At 65.3% G+C, this 22,660-nt stretch carries 11 protein-coding genes; 8 read left to right on the top strand and 3 right to left on the bottom strand.

The annotated features are described in order from the left end of the window. Genes ACHPFG_RS07535 through ACHPFG_RS07545 form a run of 3 tightly spaced genes read left to right on the top strand, consistent with a single transcriptional unit; the run spans position 1 to position 14,452 of the window. On the top strand, positions 1 to 9,030 hold the full coding sequence (locus ACHPFG_RS07535) for an amino acid adenylation domain-containing protein (RefSeq protein WP_431701979.1): 9,030 nt from the start codon (positions 1 to 3) through the stop codon (positions 9,028 to 9,030). Continuing rightward, positions 9,027 to 12,809, top strand: a complete 3,783-nt coding sequence (locus tag ACHPFG_RS07540; RefSeq protein WP_431701980.1) for a non-ribosomal peptide synthetase — start codon at positions 9,027 to 9,029, stop codon at positions 12,807 to 12,809. Before ACHPFG_RS07535 ends, ACHPFG_RS07540 begins: the two co-directional genes overlap by 4 nt. Then, entirely contained in the window at positions 12,809 to 14,452 is a 1,644-nt protein-coding gene (locus tag ACHPFG_RS07545) for a cyclic peptide export ABC transporter (protein ID WP_339451219.1), read from the top strand. Before ACHPFG_RS07540 ends, ACHPFG_RS07545 begins: the two co-directional genes overlap by 1 nt. A gap of 14 nt (positions 14,453 to 14,466) precedes the next feature. Here the strand turns inward: ACHPFG_RS07545 and fhuF are convergent, their stop codons facing one another. Further along, entirely contained in the window at positions 14,467 to 15,192 is a 726-nt protein-coding gene (gene fhuF, locus ACHPFG_RS07550; protein ID WP_431701981.1) for a siderophore-iron reductase FhuF, read from the bottom strand. 292 nt (positions 15,193 to 15,484) lie between these two features. Here fhuF and ACHPFG_RS07555 point away from each other — a divergent pair, with 292 nt between their 5' ends. Together ACHPFG_RS07555 and ACHPFG_RS07560 are read left to right on the top strand one after the other, a co-directional pair. Next, entirely contained in the window at positions 15,485 to 15,700 is a 216-nt protein-coding gene (locus tag ACHPFG_RS07555) for an MbtH family protein (RefSeq protein ID WP_131697219.1), read from the top strand. A gap of 181 nt (positions 15,701 to 15,881) precedes the next feature. Next, positions 15,882 to 17,297 (top strand): diaminobutyrate--2-oxoglutarate transaminase, encoded by a 1,416-nt coding sequence (locus ACHPFG_RS07560; RefSeq protein WP_431701982.1) that lies wholly within the window; start codon positions 15,882 to 15,884, stop codon positions 17,295 to 17,297. A gap of 301 nt (positions 17,298 to 17,598) precedes the next feature. Here ACHPFG_RS07560 and ACHPFG_RS07565 read toward each other — a convergent pair whose 3' ends face one another. After that, positions 17,599 to 18,096: a DUF6231 family protein gene (locus tag ACHPFG_RS07565; RefSeq protein WP_131697217.1), complete on the bottom strand. Its 498-nt coding sequence runs from the start codon at positions 18,094 to 18,096 to the stop codon at positions 17,599 to 17,601. A 191-nt stretch (positions 18,097 to 18,287) separates the two neighbouring features. On the opposite strand from ACHPFG_RS07565, the gene ACHPFG_RS07570 reads away from it, so the two are divergent. Next, entirely contained in the window at positions 18,288 to 18,983 is a 696-nt protein-coding gene (locus tag ACHPFG_RS07570; RefSeq protein WP_131697216.1) for an OmpA family protein, read from the top strand. A 156-nt stretch (positions 18,984 to 19,139) separates the two neighbouring features. Next, positions 19,140 to 19,898 (top strand): collagen-like protein, encoded by a 759-nt coding sequence (locus tag ACHPFG_RS07575; protein ID WP_431701983.1) that lies wholly within the window; start codon positions 19,140 to 19,142, stop codon positions 19,896 to 19,898. A gap of 37 nt (positions 19,899 to 19,935) precedes the next feature. Here ACHPFG_RS07575 and ACHPFG_RS07580 read toward each other — a convergent pair whose 3' ends face one another. Continuing rightward, entirely contained in the window at positions 19,936 to 20,400 is a 465-nt protein-coding gene (locus ACHPFG_RS07580) for a CopD family protein (protein WP_167654861.1), read from the bottom strand. Positions 20,401 to 20,499: 99 nt separating this feature from the next. Here ACHPFG_RS07580 and dinG point away from each other — a divergent pair, with 99 nt between their 5' ends. Continuing rightward, positions 20,500 to 22,644 carry an ATP-dependent DNA helicase DinG gene (gene dinG, locus ACHPFG_RS07585; RefSeq protein ID WP_431701984.1) on the top strand — a complete coding sequence of 715 codons (2,145 nt, stop codon included), beginning with the start codon at positions 20,500 to 20,502 and terminating at the stop codon, positions 22,642 to 22,644. The last annotated feature ends 16 nt before the right edge of the window (positions 22,645 to 22,660 follow it).

Raw genomic sequence — 22,660 nt, forward strand, 5'->3', positions numbered from 1 at the left:
ATGAATGCGACCAACCAACAGGCCTTTGTCGAGATCGCCCAGCGCCTGGCCTCACTGCCGGCGGACAAGAAGCAGCTGTTCCGCCAGCGCCTGGCCGAGAAGGGCATCGATAGCTGGCGCCTGCCCATCGTCCCGGCCGCTGGCAGGGAGGGTGCAGCGGTGCCGCTGGCCCATGCGCAACTGCGTTTTCTCTCGGCCGAGGCCCTGAGCAGTCGTGCGCTGTACAACCTCTGCTCGGTGCTGCGCTTCGATGGCCGTCTGGACCTGGCGTGCCTGCAGCAGGCCATGCAGCAACTGGTGGAGCGGCACACGATCCTGCGCACTCGCTACGTGGCCGATGCCCAAGGCCGCTTGCAGGCGCACTGCGAGCCCTGGACGGCGGGCCTGCCGGCGGTCGAGCCGCTACCCCGCGAGGCGCTTGCCGACCCGCAGCAATGGTGCGCCGACGAGTACGCCCGGCAACTGGCCGAGCCCTTCGACCTGAGTCGCGAGGTGCCCTGGCGCTGGCGCGCGTTCAGCGATGCCGAGCAGGGCAGCACCTGGCTGTTCTTCACCATCCATCACGTCGCCTACGACGCCTGGTCGGCCCAGCAACTGACCCGCGAGTTGGCCGAGGGCTACCGTGCCCTGAGCCTGGGCGCGCCAGCCCAGTTGCCGCCGCTCGACATCCAGTACGCCGACTATGCCGCCTGGGAGCACGAGTGGCTGACCAGCGACGCCTGCGGCCAGCAGCTCGATTACTGGCGCAGCCAGTTGGCTGATGCGCCCGGGCCGCTGGCCTTGCCCTGCGATCATCCGCGTCCGCCCGCCAACCAGCGCCGCCATAGCGGCGCGGTGCGGGTGCGCGAATTGCCGGCTGACTTGTCGGCGCAGGTGGATGGGGCCATCCGCGAGCAGGGCGTGACCCTGTACATCTTTGGCCTGACCGCCTTTGCCTGCCTGCTGGCGCGCTACAGCGGCGAGCGTGACCTGTGCCTGGGTACTTCGGTGGCGCAACGCGATCGCCCCGAGCTGGCGCCGCTGATCGGGCCGCTGCTCAACACCCTGGTGATTCGCCAGCGCCTGGAGGACGACCCGGACTTTCGCAGCGCCCTGCTGCGCACCCGCGACAGCGTGGCGGCGGCGTTCGACCAGCAGACCCTGCCGTATGAAAAGATCCTCGAAGCCCTCGATCGGCCGCGTTCCAGCCCGTTGTTCCAGGCCATGTTCGTGCAGGTCGAATTACCGGAAAGCCGCACCCTGAGCCTGCCGGGGGTAAGCGTCGAGGTGCTCGACCCGCCGCAGCGTCATGCCCGTTTCGATCTCACTCTGCGTCTGCTGCGTTGCGCCGACCAGCACCTGCGCTGCGAGCTGGAATACAGCGACGAGCTGTTCGAGGCGGCCACCATCGAGCAACTGCTCGACGATCTGCAGGCCATCCTGCAGGAGGCATCAGTCAATCCCGGGCAGCGGTTGTCGGCACTGCGCCTGGCCTCGCCGGGCAGCGAACTGCATGGCTCCGCGCTGGGCGCGAGCCCTGAGCCGCTGGATCGACAGGTGCAGCAGTGGGCCGCGCGCACGCCGCAAGCGCCCGCCCTGTGCGATACGCGGCAGTCGCTGGCCTACGGCGATCTGGCCAATGCCGTGCAGGCACTGGCGCTGCGCCTGGCCGAGCAGAGCGTCGGCCCCGGTCAGGTAGTCGCCCTGTGCATGCCGCGCAGCGCCGAGCAGGTGCTGGCGATGTTGGCCTGCTGGCAACGTGGTGCGACCTGCCTGTTCCTCGACCCGGCGCAGCCCGTGCAGCGCTTGCAGCTACTGCTTGAAAGCAGCGCGGCGAGCCTGCTGTTGACCCTGGCCGAGGCGCCAGCGCTGAACGGCGCGGTCGCGCGTCTGCAACTGAGCGCCGCCGATCTCGTCGCACCCGCACCTTGCCAGCCTGTGCCCAGCCTTAGCCAGCCCGAGCAGGCCGCGTACCTGATCTACACCTCGGGCTCCACCGGCCAGCCCAAGGGCGTGCTGGTCAGCCATGCCAACCTGGCGCATTACGCCGCCGCCGTCAGTCAGCGCCTGCAGGCCAGCGCCAGCAGCCGTTGGGCGACCCTGGCCACGGTCGCCGCCGACCTCGGCCTGACCTGCGTCTTCGCCGCCTTGCACTCAGGTGATTCGCTGATCCTGCCGGAGGCCGCGCTGGCCTTCGATCCACCAGGCTGGGCCGATTTCCTGGCCCAACATCCCGTGGACTGCCTGAAGATCGCCCCCTCGCATTTGCGTGGCCTGCTGGCGCTGGACGATGCCCGGCGGGTACTGCCGCGGCAGTTGCTGATCCTGGGCGGTGAAGGCTTCGATGCGGCGCTGTTCGCCCGCATCCGCAAACTCGCGCCGGAGCTGCGCGTGTTCAACCACTACGGCCCGTCGGAAACCACCGTCGGTGTGGTCTGTGGCGAGGTGACGGAGGCCGGGCAGGGCGCTTACCTGCCACTGGGCCAGCCATTGGCCGGTGCCGAGCTGCGTATCGTCGATGCGGCGGGCCAGTCCGTGCCGCGCGGCGTGGCGGGCGAGTTGCTGATCGGCGGCCCCCAGGTCGCGCTGGGCTACCTTGGCCAGCCGCAAGTTACTGCCGTCGCCTTCATCGATGACGCAGGGCGGCGTTTCTACCGCAGCGGTGATCGGGTACGCCTGGATCACCACGGGCGTCTGGCGTTCCTCGGGCGCCAGGACGATCAGGTGAAGATTCGCGGTTTCCGCGTCGAGCCCGGTGAGGTCAGTACCTGGCTGAGCGGGCAGTCGCTGGTACGCGAAGCCGCTGTGTTGGCACGCGAGATTCAGGGGCGCATGCAACTGGTGGCCTATCTCGCGCCGCGCCTGACCCCGGACGAACTGAGCGCCATCCAGGCGCAGACCCGGGCGCAACTGCCCGAACCGCTGCAGCCGGCGTACTGGTCGAGCCTGGACGCCTTGCCGCTGACCGCCAATGGCAAGCTGGATCGCCGCGCCTTGCCCGAGCCTGGAACTAACGTGGCGGTGGACGAGGGCGGGCAGGCGCTCCAGGGCGTCAGCGAGCAATTGCTGGCCCGGCTGTGGTGCCAGGTGCTCGGCTGCGCCGCGGTCACTCGCCAGGACGATTTCTTCGCCCTCGGCGGCGATTCGATTCTCAGCTTGCAGCTGATCGGCCTGGCCGCGCGCGAAGGGCTCCGGCTGCAGCCGCGCGACGTGCTGGAACAGCCGACCCTGGCGGCCATGGCAGCAAGTGCCGACTGCCGCGCGCAGCCGCGTCTGGCCAGTATTCTGGCGGCCTTCCGAGAACTGCTGGACCAGCCGCAACTGGGGCTGGACGATGACTTCTTCGCCGCTGGTGGCGATTCGATTCTCAGCCTGCAACTGATCGCCCGGCTGCGTCAGGCCGACCTGCGCCTGATGCCGCGCCAGTTGCTGGAAAACCCCACGCCGCGGCAACTGGCGGCCGCGCTGGAGCCGGCGCCTGCCACCCGCAGCGAGCGGGCAGAGGCGTCGCCAGCGTTGGCCAGCGCGGTGGCGCGGCTGTCCCATGCCCAGGAGCGGCTGTGGTTCATGCAGCAGCTCGAACCCGACACCACCGCCTACAACGTCACGCAACTGCTGGTCTTGCAGGGTGAACTGCACGTGCCACGCCTGCGCAGCGCCTGCCTGAGCCTGATCGAACGTCACGAAGCCCTGCGTTGCCGTTTCTTCGAGGACAACGGGCAGGTGCGTCAGCGCCTGGTGGAGGCGCCCGAGGCCAGCTTCGCCCTGCACGATCTGCGCGCATCGCCGGCAGATGCGCGGGAGACAGCGATTGCCCTGGCCGCGCAGCGGGTTTTCGACCTGGCCCATGGGCCGTTGGTGGCCATCGACCTGTTCCAGTTCGCTGAAGACGACTATCGCCTGCTGTTCAACGCCCACCATATCGCCGTGGACGGCTGGTCCATGGGGCTGCTGGTGCAGGATCTGGCCGCTCTCTACGAGGGCCGTCAGCCCGCGCCCAGAACGGGCCTTTTGCAAGTGATCGAAGCGCAGCGCCAGGCGCTGGAAGGGGATGCCGGCCAGGTACTGCTCGATTACTGGCAGCAGCGCCTGCAGGGCTTGAGTGACGAGCCGCTGGCCCTCAGCGAAAGCCCGCGCCCGGCACTGCAGGCGTATGCCGGCGCGCGTGAGCAGTTCCCGTTGCCAGGCGAGCTGACCGCGGCAATCGCGGCCCGTGCCAAGCAGCTTGGGGTCACCCCCTTCGTGCTGTATTTCGCCGCGCAGCAACTGCTGCTCTGGAAACACGCCGGGCGCCGCGATTTCGCCATCGGCCTGCCGGTGTCCGGGCGTGAGGCTGCGGACAGCCAGGCGCTGGTCGGTCTGTTCGTCAACACCCTGGCCTACCGCGTGCAGCTTGATGAGCTGGAAAGCCTGGAGCATTTTCTGCAGCGCCTTGGCCAGCGCCTGGCGGATGATCGGGCCCATGAGCAATTGCCGTTCGAGCGCCTGCTCGACGTGCTCGAGGTCGAGCGCAGCCTCGACCGCACGCCATTGTTCCAGGCCATGTTCAACTACCAGGTCGATCACCTCGGCGAGCGCAATCTGCAACTGCCGGGCGTCACGGTAGCGCCCCTGGCATTGCCGCAGGGCGCGATCAGCGCCAAGTTCGACCTGACCTTCAACCTGTTCAGCCAGGGCCGCGGCGATGAGGCCAGCAGCCAACTGATAGTCGAGTACGCCACCGCGCTATTCGACCCGGCCCGCATCCAGTGCCTGGTGGACGACTACCTGGGCGTGCTGGCCAGCTTGGCGCATCTCGATCTGCAGCAGCCGCTGCTGGCGCTGCCACTGCCCTCGGTACAACGCCTACACAGCGCGGGCGAAGCTGCCGAGCTGGACATCGAGGCGGATTTCGTGACCCGCTTCGAGGTTCAGGCCGCCTTGCATCCCGAGCGCACCGCGGTGTTCTGCCGCGACCGACAACTGAGCTACGGGCAGTTGCAGGCACAGGCCAACCAGCTTGCGCACTGGTTGTTGACGCAAGGTGTGACGGCGGAGTCAACGATCGCCTTCTGCCTGCCGCGCGACGAGCGTCTGCTGGTCTGCCTGCTGGGCATCCAGAAGGCTGGGGCGCAGTACCTGCCGCTCGATCCGAGCCATCCGCCTGCGCGGCAGGCGGCCATCGTGCAGCGGGCACGGCCGCATCTGCTGCTGTGCGACCTTCAGGATGAGCGTTTCCCAGCCACGGTGCGCTGCCAGCTCTGGCAGGACCTGGCGTTACAGGCGCAGCCGGCCGATGCACCGGCGCTGCCGAGGCACCTGCAGCAACTGGCCTACACGCTCTACACCTCCGGCTCCACCGGGCAGCCCAAGGGCGTGCAGATCAGCCGGGGCAACTTTGCCAACTTCCTGCTGGCGATGGAGCGCGCCTTGCCGCTGGACGGCGTGCAGCGCTACCTGGCGCTGACCACCGTGACCTTCGATATCAGCGGCCTGGAACTGTGCCTGCCGTTGGTGCGCGGTGGTAGCGTGGTGCTCGCCGATGACGAGCAACGCCAGGACCCGCTGCTGCTGGCGCAGTTGATCCGTGAGCGGGCGGTGGAGCTGATCCAGGCCACCCCGGCGACCTGGGCCATGCTGTTGCAGGGCGATCGCCAGGTACTGGCCGGGCGGGTCGCCCTGGCCGGCGGCGAGGCCCTGGCGGCGGAAATGGCCAGCGAGCTGAAGCAGCTCGTCGGCTGCCTGATCAACGTCTACGGGCCGACCGAAACCAGCGTCTGGTCGACCCAGACGTCGGTGGAGGAGCTGCATCAGCCGGTGGTGCCGATTGGCCGGCCGCTGCTCAACACGCGCTGCCATGTGCTCGACGAGTTTCTCTGTGAGGTTCCGCCAGGCCGTGCCGGCGAGTTGTATATCGCAGGCCTTGGGCTGGCCCGTGGTTATGCCGGGCAGCCGGCGCTGAGCGCCGAGCGTTTCATCGCCGACCCGTTCGGCGGCGCTGGCGGGCGCCTGTACCGCACCGGCGATGTGGCCCGCTGGCAGGCCGATGGGCAGTTGTATTACCTGGGCCGCAGCGACGATCAGATCAAGCTGCGCGGCTTCCGTATCGAGCTGGGCGAGATCGAGGCGGCGCTGCTCGGTCACCCGGGGGTCGCCCAGGCGGTGGTGGCGGTGCAGGGTGAGCACCTGGCCGCGTTCTGGGTTGCCAGTCTGGCTGGCGAGCCGAGCGCAGACGAGCTGCGTGAACATCTGCAGGCACGTCTGCCGGTGTATATGCTGCCAACTCATCTGCAAGCGCTGCCGGCATTGCCGCTCAACAGCAACGGCAAGGTGGATCGCCAGCAATTGCCGCAGTTGCGCAACCAGCAGCAGGCGGCAGCAGGCAGCGCGCAGCGGCCAATGAGCGCCAGCGAGGCCCTGCTGAGCGAGATCTGGGGCCAGGTGCTGCAACTTGAGCAGGTGCCGCTCGATGGGCATTTCTTCCAGCTCGGCGGGCACTCGCTGATGGCCGCGCAGGTGCGTTCGCGGCTGCGCGAGCAGGGCTTCGAGGTGCCGCTGCGCTGGCTGTTCGAGACGCCTTTGCTGACGGAGCTGGCGGCGCGCCTGGACACCCAGGCCACCGCCATCGACCCGGCTGGATTGAGCATCGCGCGGGTCGATCAGCACATCGACCAGCCGCTGTCGCCTGCGCAGCAACGGGTCTGGCTGATGCAGCAACTGCAGCCGAGCGACAGCAGCTTCAACATGAGCAGCAACGTGCGCCTGCGTGGCGCCCTTGATACCCAGGCGTTGCAGCGGGCCTTGCAGCGTGTGATACGGCGCCATGCGATCCTGCGCACCACCTACCATCAGCAGCAGGGCGAGGCGCGCCAGCGCATCCAGGCGGATTCTGCGTTGACGCTGCAACTGGCGACCCTGAGCCAGGCGCAGTGGGCGCAGGCTGAACATGAAATGGCCGCGCGCCCGTTCGACCTGAGCGTTGAGGCGCCGCTGCGCGCGGTGCTGTATCGCCTGGGCGAGCAGGAGCATGTGCTGCAACTGGTGCTGCACCATATCGCCTCCGACGGCTGGTCCGGCTCGGTGCTGATCGGTGAGCTGGTCGAAGGCTACGAGGCCTACAGCCAGGGCCGGCTGCCCGTGGAGCGCGAACTGGCGATCCAGTACGTCGACTATGCCGCCTGGCAGGTTTCAGCGGCGCTGCGCGCCCGTCAGCGCCAGGGCCAGCAGTTCTGGCAACGTACCCTCGCCGGCGTACCGAGCCAGGTGCCGTTGCCGTTCGACTTCCCACGCGGCGAGCGCGATAGCGCTGGTGGTGCGGCCTTGGACTTCCAGTTGCCAGCGGCGACGCTGGCACGCCTGGAGGCCTTGCAGCGTGACAGCGGCTTGTCGCTGTTCATGTTGCTGCTGACCGTCTATGCCGCCGTGCTGCAGCGCGAAACCCAGGGCCGCGACCTGGTCATCGGCACCGACGTAGCCAACCGCGAACACCCGGCTACCGAGGCACTGATCGGCTTCTTCGTCAACCTGCTGGCGTTGCGCATTCGCCTGCAACCGGAGCTGAGCTTCCGTGAGCAGGCGGCATTGGTGCGCGATGTCTGCCTGGATGCCTTCGCCTGGCAGGACACACCGTTCGAGCAGGTGGTGGAATGTCTCGACCTGCCGCGTGGGGCCAACCAGCATCCGCTGCTGCAGACCCTTTTCGTACTGGACAACACGCCGCGTCAGCCGCGCCGCCTCGGCAACCTCGAGGTCACGCCGGTGAGCCGTGAACAACAACACTCCAAGTTCGACATGGCGCTGTTCGCCACCCCCGCCGGCGATGCCCTCAGCCTGCGCTGGGTGTACCGCACCAGCCTGTTCCGCCCAGCCACCATCGAGCGTTTGCGCGACAGCTTCCTGGCGCTGCTCGATGCTGCGCTGGGTGCGCCGGACAGCCCCATCGATGCCTTACCTCTGCCTTCCAAGGGAGCCGCTGCCATGTCCACCACCACGGACAACCCGCTGCAACGCAAGATGAGCAAGCTCGGCAAGCTGCGCCAGAATGGCCCGGCTGCCGCGGCCACACCGATCGAAACCCGGCCGCTGCGTGCCGGCTCCAGCTTCCCCCTGCTGGTGCAACTGCGCGAGCGCGAGCTGGCCCCCGCCGTGTGGGCCGAGAGCAATCGCGAGCAGGTGGAAGGCTGGCTGCGCGAGCACGGCGGGATTATCTTCCGTGGTTTCGACCTGCCGACCCCGGCGGACTTCGAGCAGTTCTGCCAGGCGCTGTGCCCGGAGCTGTACGGCCAGTACGGCGATCTGCCGAAGAAGGAGGGCGGCAACAAGATCTACAAGTCCACGCCCTATCCGAAGGACCGCATGATCATGTTCCACAACGAGAGCGCTCACCAGCATCGCTGGCCGCGCCGGCAGTGGTTCTATTGCGAGACGCCGGCCACCAGCGGCGGGGCCACGCCCATCGTCGACAGCCGTGAGGTGTACCGCGAGCTGCCGGCATGGCTGCAGGTCAAGCTGCGTCGCAAGCAACTGATGTACGTGCGCAATTTCAGCGCCAGCCTGGATGTCAGCTGGCAGCACTTCTTCCAGACTGAGGAGCGTGCCGAGGCCGAGCGCATCTGCCATGAGGGCGGGATCGAGTTCGAGTGGCGCGGCGCCAACGAATTGCACACGCGTCAGGTGTGCCCGGCGGTGATCCTCCACCCGCTGACCGGCGATGCCAGCTTCTTCAACCAGATCCAGCTCTACCATCCGGCGTTTCTCGATGCCGATATCCGTGAGCAGTTCCTCAAGGGGCGCGATAGCGTCATGCCCCGGCAGGTGTTCTACGGTGATGGCAGCGAACTGGAAGAGGCCGCCATCGAGGCGATCAGTGCCGCTTACGAGCGTTGTGCGGTGCGCTTCGACTGGCAGCGCGGCGATGTGGTGATGCTCGACAACATGCTCGCCGCCCATGCCCGCGACCCCTTCGAGGGCGAGCGGCGCATCGTCGTCGCCATGGGCGACATCTATCGCCGCGATCAGGTCGCGGCCGCACCGGCTACGGCTGAGGAAAACGCTCTGGAGATGACACCATGATGGATCTTGGCCTGCCTCTTTCCCCGGCCCAGAAGCAATTGGCCGAGGCCAACCCACAGGCGTACCGCTGGGTGCGCATGACGCTCGCCGGCGTTGCTCCAGAGCGGGTCGAACAGCGCCTGCGTGACGCCTTGGGCCAACACGATGCGCTGCGCCTGCGCTATCAGCGCCCGCTCGGCGCCACTGGCCTGCGCCAGCGCGTGGCCGAGCCGGGCGAGTTGCGCCTGGACTGGCACCAGGCGGGTGCCGGCACCGATGCGGCGGCCTGGCAGCGCGACGCCCAGGCCCAGTGCCAGGCGCAGCAGCCCGACCTGCTGGCCTGGTGGCGCGACGAGCAGCTATGGCTGGCGCTGCCGGCCTGCTCGCTGGATCTGCACAGCCTCGAGCAACTGCGCCGTGAGCTGCTGGGGCAGGGCGCGGCACTGGAGGCCGAGCCGATGCAGTACAGCGACTACGCCGAGTGGATCGCCGGCCTGCAACTGGACGAGGACGCCGAGCAGGGCGCTCAGTTCTGGCGCAACCTGGCCCTGCAGGAGGTGCCGGGGCTGCGCCTGATCGAACGCTATGGCATGGCCAGCGGTGCCCGTGGCTGCGTGCAGCAGGCGCTCGAACCTGCACTGTGCAGTGCCGTGCAGGCACTGGCCGGGAGCGAGGCTTTGGCCATCGAACCACTCGCCCTGGCAGCCTGGGGCGCCTTGCTCGGCCGCCTGAACGGTCAACGCCATGCGCAGTTGGGCCTGCAGCACGACCCGCGTGACGACTATGAGGAGCTGCAGGGCGCCTACGGGCTGTTCGAGCAAACGCTGCCCATGCAGGTGCATTTGTCCGAGCACGCCAGTTGGGTCAGCCTGGCCCGGCAACTGGCCCGGCAACTGGAAAGCGCCGTGCTCTGGCAGGAGTACCTCGGCCAGGCTGAGTTGCTGCCGGAGTGGCGCGCCAGCTATCAGGCAGGGCTGCGCGTGCAGCATCTGGCCGAGGTACAGGCGCTGCAGGCCTTGTCCTTCGACACACCGGTGGAACTGCAACTGCACTGGCTGCTGGATGAGTCCGGCCAGGGCCAGTTGGCGCTGGTGTACGACACCGGGTTGTATCGCCGTGAGCAGATGCAGCTCTTGCTGCGCCGTTACGTGCACTGGATCGGCCAACTGCTGCAGGCGCCGCAAGCGCCGCTGGACGGTCTGGATACCGTGCTGACGGAGGAGGCGCAGCCCACAGCGACTGGCGGGGAACTGCCAGCGGACGTCGATATCGTCGAGCGATTCCGTGCCCATGCGCGCCACCAGCCGGCCAGCCCGGCGCTGCGCGATGGCCGGCAGCTGTTGTCCTATGCCGAGGTGGATGAGCTGAGCGAACGGGTGGCCGGCAGTTTGCAGCAGGCCGGCGTTGGCCCTGACCAGGTGGTGGCGCTGCTGCTGCCGCGTGGCGCGCAGATGCTGGTCGCCATGCTGGCCTGCTTCAAGGCAGGCGCGGCCTATCTGCCGCTGGACCCGGCGCTGCCACCGCTGCGTCTGGCCAGCATTCTCGAGGATTCCAAACCTGCTGTTCTGCTGCATCTGGATGAGTCGAACCTGGTCTGCGAGGTGCCCAGCCTGGCCTGGTCGAAGGCCAGCAGCGCTGCACCACTCGCTGCGCCTGTGGCCAGCGCGCCGCAGCACCTGGCCTATGTGCTTTACACCTCGGGCACCAGCGGCAAGCCCAAGGGCGTTCAGATCGAGCAGGGGCAGCTACGCCACTACGCGAGCCAGATCACTCACGCGCTGGATCTGCCGGCAGGTGCTCACTACGGGCTGGTGTCGTCGTTGCTCGCCGACCTGGGCAATACCGTGTTGTACCCGGCCTGGCTGCAGGGGGGCTGCGTGCACCTGCTGAGCCAGGCCAGCGTCACCGATGCGCAGGCCTTCGCCGAGGAGCTGCGCGATCATCCGCTGGATGTGCTGAAGATCGTTCCATCGCACCTCGAGGCGTTGATCGGCGAGCATCCGCTGGAGGGTATGCTGCCGCGTCAGGTGCTGGTGCTTGGCGGTGAAGCGGTGGGCGAGAGCCTGCTGGCGCGGCTGGCACAGGCAGGGTCTGGTTGCCGCCTGTACAACCACTACGGGCCGAGCGAAACCACGGTCGGCGTGCTCTGGCGGGCCATCGACAGCGAGCAGGGGGCGAGCGGCACGGCCTTGAACCAGGTGCTCGGCAACAACCGCATCTATCTGCTCGACGAACAACAGCGCCCCGTGCCCTGCGGGCAGGCGGGCGAGTTGTGCGTGGCCGGGGCCAGTGTCGGCCGTGGCTATCTGGGGGATGTCGGCAGTTCGGCATTCGGCCAAGACCTGCGGTCCGGCGCGCGCCTGTATCGCACTGGTGATCTGGCGTTGCGCCAGGCCGATGGTGCCTTGCGCATTCTCGGGCGCAATGATCAGCAGGTGAAGATTCGCGGTTTTCGTCTGGAACTGGCGGAGGTCGAACAGGCGTTGCGCGGCCTGCCGGGTGTGCAGCAGGCGGCGGTGTTGCTTGATGGTGAGCGCCTGTTGGCCTTCGTCGTGGAGGAGCAAGGGCAGAGCCGGGCCGCGAACCTGCTGCGCGACGATCTGGCCCAACAACTGCCGGACTACATGCTGCCCGCCGGCATCTTCGCCGTGAAAGCCCTGCCGCTGAACAGCAATGGCAAACTCGATCGGCAGGCGCTGCTGGAGCGTGCCCGACAGCGCCTGCAAGGTGCGCGGGTGGCCCCGGTCGGCGAACTGGAAAGCGCCGTGCTGGAAATCTGGTGCCGTGTGCTGGGTGTCGAGGATCTCGGCGTGACCGACAACTTCTTCGCCACGGGCGGGCATTCCCTGGCGGCGATCAAGGTGGTGGCGCTGATTCGCGAGCAACTGGGGCTCAACCCGCCAACTAATCTGCTGTTCGAGCGGCAGACCGTGCGCGAACTGGTGCAGAGCCTCGATCAGGGCGCGAGTAGCGAGGGCTGGCAGGTGCTGAACGATGTGGCCGGTGAGGCGCCTGCCTTGCTCCTGGTACATGGCGCGGAGGGCCACCTGAAAGACTATCGACCGTTGGTGGAGCAACTTGGCGAAAACCAGGCCGTTTATGGCCTGGCGGCATTTGGCGAGGGTTGGGAAAGCAAGGATCTGGGCAGGCTGCTGCAGCGCTATGTGCAGAGCATTCCTGAGTCGCTCAAGCAGCGGCCGCTGGTGGTGCTGGGCTGGTGCCTGGCTTCTCGCCTGGCGCTGCTGTTGGTTGCGCACCTACAGTCAGCCGGTTTCACCATCAAGGCCTTGGCGACGGTGGATCATGATCCGCAGCGCAGCCTTGCTGGCGACGGCGACGAGGGTGGCCAGTTGCTCGCCGACCTGGTGTTCCTGTGTCGCAGCCGTTCGCGGCCGCTTGGCGATACGTTGCGCGAGCGTCTGGCCCGGCAACTGGTCGATTGCGATTATGCCGAGGGAGTGACCCGCATGCTGGCCGACGCCGAGGTGCGTGAGCATCTGCAATCGCACGGCGCTGATGCCGAGTTGCAGGCCGTGATGGTGCGCTACCGGGCGATCAAGACGCGCCTGTACGAACAGGCCTTACCGGTGGTCGACGTGCCCATCTGGTTGTGGCGCAGCAATGCCCACGGTGATCTGCGTACACCCTGGCAGGCCCACACGCGCAAGGCGCTGCATGATCGGAGCCTGGATGTCGGCCATCATGCGATCCTTGCCGAGCCGCGCTTGAGTGCGGATCTGTTGTCTTTGCTGGCGCCAAGCATTGCGCCGCAACACCAGGCCGAGAAGGTGTCGAACTGATGATGTTATTGAAGGAACTGCTGCATGAGGCGCGCTGGCGCATTTTCCTGGCGGTGCTGTGCAGTGCCTTGAGTGCGGTCAGCAGCATCGGCCTGATCGGCTATATCAACCGCAGCCTGGAGCAGGGTCTGGATGACCTGAGCCAGGCGCTGGCGCTGTTCGCCGGCCTGCTGTTGCTGCTGTTCGTCAGCGGCACCCTGGCCCAGTGGCTGCTGGTGCAGATTGGCCATCGCCTGGTCTATCAGTTGCGCCTGCGCCTGGTGGGCAAGGTGCTGGGCACCGCCCTGGAGCGCATCGAGCGACTGGGCAGCCCGCGCATCTACAACGCGCTGACCAAGGACGTGACCACCGTGGCCACGGCCTTCAAGCAATTGCCGATCTCGCTGTACAACGGCTTGCTGCTGCTGGCTGGCCTGGCTTACATGGCCTGGCTGAGCCTGCCCTTCTTCGCCCTGACCCTGGCGGTGATCGCCTTCGGCGTGCTGCTCGACGTGCTGCTCGGGCGCAAGGTCAAGCGCCTGATGCAGCAGGTGCGGCAGCAGGACGACCGGTTGACCGAGCAGTTCGAGGCGACCATTAACGGCCGCTGCGAACTGGCCTTGAGCCGGGAGCGTCGGCAGATGCTGTACAACCAGCGCCTGGAGCCGATCGCGCAGGCCTCGCTGCAGGCCTCGGTGCGCGCCGATACCCTGTGGGCGATCAACCTGAACTGGACGTCGCTGCTGGTTTTCTTGCTGATCGGTACGCTGTTCTTCCTCGGTCAGGGCCTCGGGCTGCTGAGCCAGCAGGTGGTGGTGGGCTACGTGTTGGCGATCATGTTCCTGCGTACGCCGATCTCGATGATCCTCGATGCCGTCCCGACGGTGATCCGCGGCCATGTGGCCTTGCAGGCCATCGATGACCTGGCCCTGGGCGAGACGGTGCACTTCACCTTGCCGCCCAAGGCCGCCGAGCCTTTCCGTGAGTTGCGCCTGAGCAACGTGCAATACCGCTACCCCGGGCAGAGCGACGAATTCGCCTTCCAGCTGGGCCCCATCGATCTGCACGTTCGCCGTGGCGAACTGATCTTTATCGTCGGCGGCAATGGCAGCGGCAAGTCGACCCTCGCCAAATTGCTGACCGGGCTCTACCAGCCTAGCGAGGGGACGGTCGCGCTCAATGGCGTGACGCTGGATGTCTCGAACAGCGAGTGGCACCGCGAGCATTTCGCGGCGATCTTCGCCGACTTCTATTTGTTCGCCGATGTGCTCGGTGAGAACGGCCAGCTCGATGGGCTGGAGGAGCGGGTCGATCACTATCTGCAACGCCTGGGGCTGGCGCACAAGGTGCAGTTTGTCGATGGACGCCTGTCCACCACGGCCCTTTCACAGGGGCAGCGCAAGCGCCTGGCCCTGCTGTTGCTGATGATGGAGGGTCGCGAGGTGCTGCTGCTAGACGAATGGGCGGCGGACCAGGACCCGGTGTTCCGCCACGTGTTCTATCACGAGCTGCTGCCCGAGTTGCAGGCGGCCGGAAAAACGGTCATCGCCATCACTCACGATGACCGCTACTTCGACGTGGCCGATCGCATCTACCGGCTTGATTACGGCCAGTTGGTGGACTATGACCACACCAGCGAGAACCCTTTCCAGTTGGTCAGGTAGCCGCTTGGAGCGGCTTATTCGGGTGTTTTGTCGCGGTCGAGTGGGCAACTGCTGCAATAGCCTATGCCGGGCAGGCGGTAGCGAATGCAGCAGATACGGCGTAACCGCTGCGGTTCGTTAGCGCCGACGTCCTTGTAGTACACCGGGGCGAACAGCGGATTGCGCCGGCCATCGGGGCGCAGGCGGCTTTCCAGCACGGTTCTGGCCGGGGCTGCGCAATCGAACGTTGCCAATCGATGCAGTTCGATTTGGGTAGTGGCGAATTCGAAGAGGTTGCCGGCGTTGCTCCAGAACAGTCGTGGCGAGGCTTTCGAGACGCTGGCCATTACCTCGATCACCGGTTTCAGATGCCGCTCGATCAAGGCTTCGAAGCGCGCGAAGGGCGCGCAAGGGGGCAGAACGCTGCCTTCATGGGGCAAGTGCAGGCCAAGCGGCTTTCCCGCGGCCGAGAGGGTGACGCCGACATCGCTCAGGGCGATAGGCAACTCGCGCTGCAAGAGCAAGCTGGCCGCCACGGCGGGTGCTATGAAGCAGAAATACCATTTCGACCAGATAGAGGTCAGCGCCATGAAATCGTCGCTGCCATGGTGGGCTGCCAGTTCACGAATGAACTCGGCGAAATAGTCCGGCTGAAACAGTTGCGAGCCGGCAATTGCCTGCTGTTGATCACTGGCCAGTTGCAGGTTTTCCCCATAGTCCGCCAGCGGGCCGCTGAACAGCGGGGCGAGGCTGGCGATCATCCTCGCGGCCCAGTGTCACCGTCAGGCGGCATTGCGCAATGCTTGGTCAGGGAGGTTGTGAGTCGAGGCATAGTCAGGCGCTTGCTGTTGAGACTCGTTATCAATGGTGGCGATCAGTATAAACAAACCGGGGGCATGCAGGCTAACCCTGTCTGTGACACCAGAGCGTGTAAGCGCATCACGCTAACGTCTAATGATAATTGTTATTAACTGTATTATCCTACGGCCGCTCGCATGCAAAGCTCAAACTACCCTGCGAGCACTCGCATCTTCAGTGGAAACGGAGTGGAACATGAGTCTGGACAGTCCTGAAACGCGATTTCTGGTTGTAGTCAACGATGAGGAGCAGTATTCGATCTGGCCGGATTACAAGGAGATACCGCAAGGCTGGCGCGCGGCCGGCAAGCAGGGCAGCAAGGAGGAGTGCCTGGCTTTTATCGAGTCGTTCTGGACTGACATGCGGCCTTTGAGCTTGCGTCAAGCCATGCAGCCCCAGGATCGCGGCTGAGGCCTTGTGCATCCAGCCCCTGGTTTTCCGTATTGCCGGGCGGCAGCCCCCCCGCTGCGTTGTCCGGTAGCCGATAGCAGCAACTTGGAATCGCCTGAATTGGCTGGTCGTTCACTGCATGACGCACGTTCCGGCAGCGTCGTCAGATAACGCGCTATCCGCGCAACACGAGGATGCACTCATGAATGCAATCCCCCCGATCACCAACACCACGCTCGAACTCCAGTACCGGCACAGCGGGCTAAGCCAGCGCTACTGCCTGGACAGCACGCCGGCATTGCAGCGGCAAATGCAGCGCGAGTCGAATGCACGCAGCTACCCACGGCGCATACCGCTGGAGCTCAAGCGGGCGCAGGGGGTGTATGTTGAGGACTCGCGGGGGCAGGTGTACATCGATTGCCTGGCCGGTGCCGGTACCCTGGCGCTGGGACACAATCACCCGGTGACCGTGGAGGCGATCCAGAAGACCCTGGCCTCGGGCATACCGCTGCATGCCCTCGATCTGAGTACGCCGATCAAGGATGCCTTCGTAGAGACGGTCTTCGATCTGCTGCCTGGCGACTTCGCCAGGGACGCGCGCATCCAGTTCTGTGGCCCCACGGGGGCGGACGCAGTGGAGGCGGCGCTCAAGCTGTCGCGCACGGCAACCGGGCGGCAGAGCATCCTGGCGTTCCATGGCGCCTATCACGGTATGACCCTCGGCACGCTGTCTGTGAGCGGCAACCTGGGGCCGAAGAATGCCTTGGGTGGCCTGCTGGCGGGGGTGCAATTCTTGCCGTATCCACATGACTACCGTTGCCCGTTCGGCCTGCGCGGCGAGCCGGCGATCGACGCCAGCCTGCATTACATCCGCCACCTGCTCGCCGACCCGGAAAGCGGCGTGACCCAGCCGGCGGCCATGATCCTGGAAACGGTGCAGGGCGAGGGCGGGGTTATTTGCGCCCCTGATCGCTGGCTGCAGGGGCTGCGGACGATCACGCGTGAGCACGGTGTTCCCCTGATCCTCGACGAGATCCAATGCGGTATCGGGCGCACCGGCGATCTGTTTGCCTTTGAGCGCAGCGCCATCACCCCTGATGTGGTGACGCTGTCGAAGGCCATCGGCGGTGGTCTGCCGCTGTCGGTGGTGGTCTACCGGGGCGAGCTGGATCAATGGCAGCCCGGGGCCCATGCCGGCACTTTCCGAGGTAATCAACTGGCCATGGCCGCTGGCGATGCCACCCTGCGCTTCATTCAGCGCGAAGGCATCTGCAGCCATGTGCGCAACGTCGGAGCACGCTTGCAGACGCTGCTGCACGGGCTGCAGGCCGAGTTCGACTGGATCGGCGACGTGCGCGGCCGTGGTCTGATGCTGGGCATGGAGATCATCGATCCTGCCAGCCAGGATGCCCTGGGCCAGCCCGCTACCGATGGCGAGCGGGCGCGCAAGCTACAACGTGCTTGTCTGGAACGTGGCCTGATCGTCGAGCTGGGCGGCCGGCATGGCGCAACCGTTCGCTTCCTGCCGCCGCTGATCATCAGCGAAGCGGAGGTCGATCTGGTTGGGCAGATTCTCTACCAGGCGGCGCAGAACGTGGAGATCGCCGCCGCGAGCTGATGCAGGTATGCCACAGGTTCCTGGCAGGGTGGTGGCCCCACCGGTATGGCAGGCTGGGCGGCAGTGAATCGGTAGCGAGCTGCGCCGCGGGCCAGTCGCCCTTAGCAAGCCGTTGAAAAACGTAGGCGAGGCAGGTAAGACAATACCAATGGCAGCCCCGCAAAAACGGCCGAAAAAAAGGCTGCTTTACAGGTTCAGGGTCATTAGATCGCCCCGTAATCACCAGCTAAGACTGGGAATATGTAGGGCTATCATCTAATACGATGAGGATCTAACGCTTGCAAGGTGTCAGATCATCGGGTTACCACCAATACTTTCCAAAGTTTTCCGGGTTGGCCCAGAAACGGGCGTTGAGCCAGTCCGGCACCTGTTTATAGTCAAGCAGATCGTAGGTAAACAGCGTCAGCACCTGCTCATCGCGCTGGAAACGCTCACCGGCCTGCAGGGCCAGGGAGAAGAAGTCGGTTTCCTTCCATCCGCAGGCGCCCAGGTCCACCAGCACCGCAATGCGGCTGGCGTTGAGGTTGCGGATGCCGCCGAGCAAGGTCAGGCCCTGGGGTTTTGACAGGTGCTCCAGGCAATCGACCACCAGCGCCAGGTCAAAACGCAGTGCCGCCAATGCTTGCGGCAATGGCCCTGGATCGGCGCAAAACACCTGGGTATCCGGGTGTGCGTCTTTAAATGCATCCAGCGCCGGGAACTGGCTGGCGCCCAACAGCAACAGGCGTTTTGGCTGGTGCAGATCCAGCAGTGCAGCCAAGGCTTGCTGGGGCGTACGGGAAGAAATACCAGCGGTCATCAGAAATCCTCACATCAGGACCGTAGAGACTAGCGCGGCTGAGCGTGCGGGCCTAGAGCGGGCGGTTGCGAAAAGTCCTACGTGGGCTGCCATCCTCAATGAATACGGGGGCGTGGCGTAGTGGCGCAGTTGAAAAGAGCGGTCTTTACTCCACTCATCGGCCCCCGCCGATCCCCTCAGGAGAAAGTCAGATGAGCATCATGCGGACAGCTCTACCTTTGGTTCTGCTAACCGGAGTATTGACAGGTTGCGCAGGCTTGCAAAAAACCGATTGGCCTACCTGCGCCGCTGTCGGCGGTGTGACCGGTGCGGCGATCGGTGCGACTGAAAGCTCAGCCTACGCAGGCTATGGTGCGTTGCTGGTCGGCGGCATGGCCGGCGCCTATTGCTGGGTGCACGGCGATGGCGACGAAGATGGCGATGGCGTGCCGGACAGCCGCGACAAGTGCCCGGGCACCCCGAAAGGCGTGCAGGTCGACGCCAATGGTTGCCCACCGGCGCCGCCAGCGGCGGTGGTTGAGGAGGTGGTCGTGGTCAAGGAAGAAACCATTGTGATCCGCGATGTGCACTTCCAGTTCGACTCCGCCAAGTTGACGGCAGCGGATAAAACCAAACTCGACACCATTGCCACGCGCCTGAAACAGGAAGCTCCGAGCGCCCAACTGCGGGTCAGTGGTCACACCGACAGCGTCGGTAAAGACGCCTACAACCAGAAACTCTCGGAAAAACGTGCGCATTCGGTCACCGATTACCTGGTCGGCGCCGGTGTGCCCCGCAGTGCCTTTGTGTCTGTAACCGGCGCGGGCGAAAGCCATCCGGTCGCCGACAACAAGACCGCTGAAGGTCGCGCCTTGAACCGCCGTACGGAAATCCAGATCAACCGCTGACAGCCCTTGCCCCTGTGGTATCCACAGGGGCATTGCCGGCGATCCTCGCTTAAATCGCAGCCCTCTCAAGTTTTTTGAACCTTCACTGGCAAATCGCCTGTAGAAGTCGTTACTGTGCATCCAAAGAAAAATTCGAAAACACTCAGGAGCCCCATGATGCGTAAGGTTTTTCTGTTGGCCCTGTTGGTCAGCCCCGTTGCCCTGGCCCAGAGCGTCAGTGTTCAAACCAACTCATTGATGCGCCTTCCCTCCAGCACCAGCGTGTTGCAACTGGAGCGCCTGGACGTGGCGGACTACGGCACTTTGCTGATTCCGGCCACCATCAGCCAGGTCACGGTGGATGAACTGCACTTGGGCCGCGATGCGCGCATCGCAATTGTTCCTGGCAATACCGCGCTGCAACTGCAAGTGCGGCATGCGCAACTTGAGCATGGCAGCCAGATCACTTCGCGCGGTGCCCCCGGTACCCATGAAAAACCAGCCAAGGCCGGGCGTGACCTGACCTTGCGCATCAACTCGCTGACGGCTGAAGAACTGTCGGTGGATGCCCGTGGCGGCGCCGGTGCCCAAGGGTATGCGGGGCTGGATGGCGCCAATGGCGTGGATCCTGGGTGCACCTGGGGTTCGGCTGGGCGCGGTGCCAATGGCGACAATGGCGGCGATGGCTTGCCGGGTGGGGCGGGTGCACAGGTCCGCGTGGAGTTACCGAAGGACTTCCCGGCTGAACACATCAAGGTCTGGGTGGATGGCGGTGCTGGCGGTTTGGCCGGTACGGCCGGCAAGCCGGGCAAAGGCGGGGAGTCCAAAGGCTGCCTGGTGTACCGCACCGAGGGAGGCGAGAAGGGCCGCCCAGGGTTGGAAGGGCAGCCGGGACCGGTGGGGCCTGCGGGTACAGTGACTATTCAGCGGCTCTAAAGAGCCGCAGCTGCAAGCTTCAAGCTTGCAGCTGTACTCAGAACATCGGCCGAGCCGAAGCAATTGCCACCACCACCAACCCCACGATCAAATTAATTCCCACCAGCTTGCGAATCTGCCCCAGTGCAGCCGCACCCGCCGGCCAATCTTCGGCTGCCACCGCCGCGCGCAGCTGCGGGAACTTCAGCGCCTGGATGCGGATAAACAGCGCCGTCATTACCAGGTACAACCCCATCATCACCTGCACATAACGCGGTGCGGTTTCAAATCCGCTGAAGCGCAGTTGCAACAGGCCGACGCCGCTGATCGGCAAAACCAGCACCGCCACCCACACCCACACGAAAAAACGTTGAAACACATTTGCCCACAGCTTGAGCCGGGCAGGGCCTTCAAGTGCCGCCACGGCGGCGGGGCGCAGGATCATCCAGGCGAAAAACATACCGCCGACCCAGATCAGGGCGGCCAATACATGCAGGGTGTAAGCGAGGCTAAACGCGGTCATTGTGGTACTCCGTTCTGCGCGGGATTAATTAGCGGGGTATGATAGCGGCCGATCCGAACCACTGAAAATTTATCCAGCGTTTTTTGCGCCCGACTATCCATGATCAGCACTGAACTCAAAACCACGATCCAGGGCGCCTATACGCGTTTTCTCGAAGCCAAGAGCTTGAAACCGCGCTACGGCCAACGCCTGATGATCGCCGAAGTGGCCAAGGTCCTCGGGGATATCGACACCGACGATGAAGGCCGCCGCGAAGGTGAGCCCGCCGTCGTCGCCGTCGAAGCCGGCACCGGTACCGGCAAGACCGTGGCCTACAGCCTGGCTGCGATCCCTACCGCCAAGGCCGCCGGCAAGCGCCTGGTGATCGCCACCGCCACCGTCGCCCTGCAAGAGCAAATCGTCTACAAAGACCTGCCCGACCTGATGCGCAACAGCGGCCTGAACTTCACCTTCGCCCTGGCCAAGGGCCGTGGCCGCTACATGTGCCTGTCCAAGCTCGACGTGCTGCTGCAGGAAGGCCAGGCACAAACTGCCACGGCGTCGCTGTTCGAGGAAGAAGGCTTCAAGATCGAGGTGGATGAGGTCAGCCAGAAGCTGTTTACCAGCATGATCGAAAAGCTGGCGGGCAATAAATGGGACGGCGATCGCGACAGTTGGCCCACGGCCCTCGAAGATGCCGACTGGGCACGCCTGACCACCGACCACAGCCAGTGCACCAACCGTCATTGCCCCAACTTCGGCCAGTGCGCCTTCTACAAGGCCCGCGAAGGCATGGGCAAGGTCGACGTGATCGTTACCAACCACGACATGGTCCTGGCCGACCTGGCCCTGGGCGGCGGTGCCGTGCTGCCGGACCCGCGTGACACCCTTTACGTGTTCGACGAAGGCCATCACCTGCCCGACAAGGCCATCGGCCACTTCGCCCACTACACGCGCCTGCGCTCCACCGCCGACTGGCTGGAAACCACCGCGAAGAATCTGACTAAATTGCTCGCCCAGCACCCGCTGCCCGGCGATCTGGGCAAGCTGATCGAACAGGTGCCGGAGCTGGCGCGGGAGATCAAGACCCAGCAACAGTTCATGTTCAGCGCCTGCGAACAGGTGGCCGACTTCAAGCCCGGTGAGGATGTGGAAGGCCGTGAGCGCCCGCGCCACCGCTTTGTCGGCGGGATGATTCCCGAACATATGCGCGAAATGGGCATCGAGCTGAAGAAAGGCTTTTCGCGCCTCACCGACCTGTTCACCCGCCTGACCGACCTGCTCAAGGAAGGCATGGACGGTGAGGTCAACATCGGCATCGCCAGCAACCAGGCCGAGGAGTGGTACCCGCTGTTCGGCAGTCTGTTGTCCCGTTCCCAGGGCAACTGGGAGTTGTGGACGGCCTTTACCGTCGAAGACCCGGAAGACAACCCGCCCATGGCCCGCTGGCTGACCCTGTCGGAAAGCGGTGCGTTGTTTGATATCGAGGTCAACGCCAGCCCGATCCTCGCCGCCGAAATGCTACGGCGCAACCTATGGAACGTGGCGTATGGCTGCCTGGTGACCTCGGCCACGCTGACCGCCCTGGGCACCTTCGACCGCTTCCGCATGCGCGCGGGCTTGCCGAAAAAGGCCGTCACGGCGGTAGTGCCAAGCCCGTTCCATCATGCCGACGCCGGTGTGCTACGGGTGCCCGATCTCAAGGCCGACCCACGGGATGCACCGGCGCACACCGCGGCGATCATCCGCGACCTGCCCTCTTTGGTGGAAGGTTCGCGCGGCACCCTGGTGTTGTTCTCGTCGCGCAAACAGATGCAGGACGTGTTCGACGGCCTCGACCGCGACTGGCGCAAGCAGGTGTTTATCCAGGGCAACCTGTCCAAGCAGGAAACCCTGAACAAGCACAAGGCGCGGGTCGATGGCGGGGATTCCAGCGTGCTGTTCGGCCTGGCGAGTTTCGCCGAAGGCGTGGACTTGCCCGGTGCCTACTGCGAACACGTGGTGATCGCCAAGATCCCGTTCTCGGTGCCGGATGATCCGGTCGAGGCCGCATTGGCCGAATGGATCGAAGCGCGGGGCGGTAACCCGTTCATGGAGATCTCGGTGCCGGATGCTTCCTTGAAGCTGGTGCAGGCCTGCGGTCGCTTGCTGCGTACCGAGGAAGACCGGGGCACCATCACCTTGCTCGACCGCCGCCTGGTTACCCAGCGCTACGGCAAGGCGATCCTGAATGCATTGCCGCCGTTCCGGCGCGAAATTTCTTAAGCCATCGTGGGCGAAT

Source organism: Pseudomonas sp. BR20 (assembly GCF_050780135.1).
In the GTDB taxonomy this organism is placed as follows: Bacteria; Pseudomonadota; Gammaproteobacteria; order Pseudomonadales; family Pseudomonadaceae; genus Aquipseudomonas.

Excerpts from the sequence above, each read along its gene's own strand:
- ACHPFG_RS07535 (WP_431701979.1), top strand. The coding sequence starts at position 1 with ATGAATGCGACCAACCAACAGGCCTTTGTCGAGATCGCCCAGCGCCTG.
- ACHPFG_RS07540 (WP_431701980.1), top strand. The coding sequence starts at position 9,027 with ATGATGGATCTTGGCCTGCCTCTTTCCCCGGCCCAGAAGCAATTGGCC.
- ACHPFG_RS07545 (WP_339451219.1), top strand. The coding sequence starts at position 12,809 with ATGATGTTATTGAAGGAACTGCTGCATGAGGCGCGCTGGCGCATTTTC.
- fhuF (WP_431701981.1), bottom strand. The coding sequence starts at position 15,192 with ATGATCGCCAGCCTCGCCCCGCTGTTCAGCGGCCCGCTGGCGGACTAT.
- ACHPFG_RS07555 (WP_131697219.1), top strand. The coding sequence starts at position 15,485 with ATGAGTCTGGACAGTCCTGAAACGCGATTTCTGGTTGTAGTCAACGAT.
- ACHPFG_RS07560 (WP_431701982.1), top strand. The coding sequence starts at position 15,882 with ATGAATGCAATCCCCCCGATCACCAACACCACGCTCGAACTCCAGTAC.
- ACHPFG_RS07565 (WP_131697217.1), bottom strand. The coding sequence starts at position 18,096 with ATGACCGCTGGTATTTCTTCCCGTACGCCCCAGCAAGCCTTGGCTGCA.
- ACHPFG_RS07570 (WP_131697216.1), top strand. The coding sequence starts at position 18,288 with ATGAGCATCATGCGGACAGCTCTACCTTTGGTTCTGCTAACCGGAGTA.
- ACHPFG_RS07575 (WP_431701983.1), top strand. The coding sequence starts at position 19,140 with ATGCGTAAGGTTTTTCTGTTGGCCCTGTTGGTCAGCCCCGTTGCCCTG.
- ACHPFG_RS07580 (WP_167654861.1), bottom strand. The coding sequence starts at position 20,400 with ATGACCGCGTTTAGCCTCGCTTACACCCTGCATGTATTGGCCGCCCTG.
- dinG (WP_431701984.1), top strand. The coding sequence starts at position 20,500 with ATGATCAGCACTGAACTCAAAACCACGATCCAGGGCGCCTATACGCGT.